Source organism: Zongyangia acetica (genome assembly GCF_038739695.1).
In the GTDB taxonomy this organism is placed as follows: Bacteria; Bacillota; Clostridia; order Oscillospirales; family Ruminococcaceae; genus Zongyangia; species Zongyangia gallinarum.
On sequence record NZ_JBBEWN010000044.1, the window covers coordinates 1 to 1114 of the forward strand.

General features: G+C 40.9%; 3 protein-coding genes. All 3 read right to left on the reverse strand.

Annotated features, from left to right (window positions below; genetic code table 11):
* Positions 1 to 153: 153 nt before the first annotated feature.
* Positions 154 to 507 carry a YjcQ family protein gene (locus tag WGC32_RS14990; RefSeq protein ID WP_342683077.1) on the reverse strand — a complete coding sequence of 118 codons (354 nt, stop codon included), beginning with the start codon at positions 505 to 507 and terminating at the stop codon, positions 154 to 156.
* Positions 508 to 560: 53 nt separating this feature from the next.
* The gene (locus tag WGC32_RS14995) at positions 561 to 785 is read right to left on the reverse strand and encodes a transposase (protein WP_191509578.1); all 225 of its coding nucleotides are present in this window, start codon (positions 783 to 785) and stop codon (positions 561 to 563) included.
* Positions 778 to 1114: hypothetical protein (locus WGC32_RS15000; protein ID WP_342683079.1), on the reverse strand; the 337-nt coding region annotated here is incomplete at its 5' end. The genes WGC32_RS14995 and WGC32_RS15000, both read right to left, overlap by 8 nt.

The window sequence follows — 1114 nt, forward strand, 5'->3', positions numbered from 1 at the left end:
CCATAAAGCTCACTTTTGTTATCGTGTAGATTGCTTTCTTCCCTGACGGCATAATCCTTATACAATATCTTCACTTTTTCGGGAATAATCATGACTTCCTCCTCAAAATAGGCATGAAAAAACCACCAGTCAACAATGGCCGGTGGTTATAATTTACAGCATCCCTATCAATCCGCCCAGCACAATCTTGAATGCTTCGCCAAGCATGTCTTTTACTTTCTGCATCGTGCTGTTTTCTACGAGATATTTCCTTCCCTCGCCTGTGATGGTGAATGTCCCAACTTCCAAGACGCCCTCCATGTCTTTTGCCCCTACATACTTGAGCCCGGATACATACCCTGAATCTATGAGTGTTTTCATAATCACGAGCCAGTATTCCCGGGTGATGTCAAACAGTTTGCATTTCCATGCGACTTCTTCAAGCGCCGTAGCGTGTCCTGCTTTCAGGCTCTCGTATAAGTACGCCAGTATTTTATACTGGATAACTTCTATATCGTCTCTTGCCATACCTTTTCACCCCTTAAAGCCACCGGCCTTTGCTGACTAGTGATGTTTGGTTTTTATACGATTTTATTCACATCAAAATCTAAACCCAATTCCTTCAGGTCTGCATCCCTTACATCTAGTTCGCTTTTCAAGACATCTAACATCTCATAGTACGCAAGACGCCGTCCTTGATTAAATACATTACCTTTATCCTTTTCGCTCTCTTCTACGGCTTCATTTGCATTATTAACCAGTCTGGCTATGATGTATTTTAACGATTCTTCGCTGAGCTTACTCATCGTAATCACCTCTTTCCTTTAATTCGTCTATTCGATCTTGAATAGATTGCCGGAAGTTTCGAATTTCTTTGTTCCAATGCCGCTTTAATCCTTCCTGATAACGCCGGTCATATGTATCCCATTCAGGATATATCTCTTTAGGATTTTTGATCTTGGCTTCATGATCTTCAATTCTTGCCTGGTATTTACGGATTGCACGCTTCAAAGATCTAGACTCCTGATTTTTTATATCTTTCTCTGCAAAAAACTGTAAGTCTATCTTTAGCATATCTTCCTTTTTATTAATTATACCATCATCCACCCGCTTTGCAACCGTTTCCGCCCGCTTT

Excerpts from the sequence above, each read along its gene's own strand:
- WGC32_RS14995 (WP_191509578.1), bottom strand. The coding sequence starts at position 785 with ATGAGTAAGCTCAGCGAAGAATCGTTAAAATACATCATAGCCAGACTG.
- WGC32_RS14990 (WP_342683077.1), bottom strand. The coding sequence starts at position 507 with ATGGCAAGAGACGATATAGAAGTTATCCAGTATAAAATACTGGCGTAC.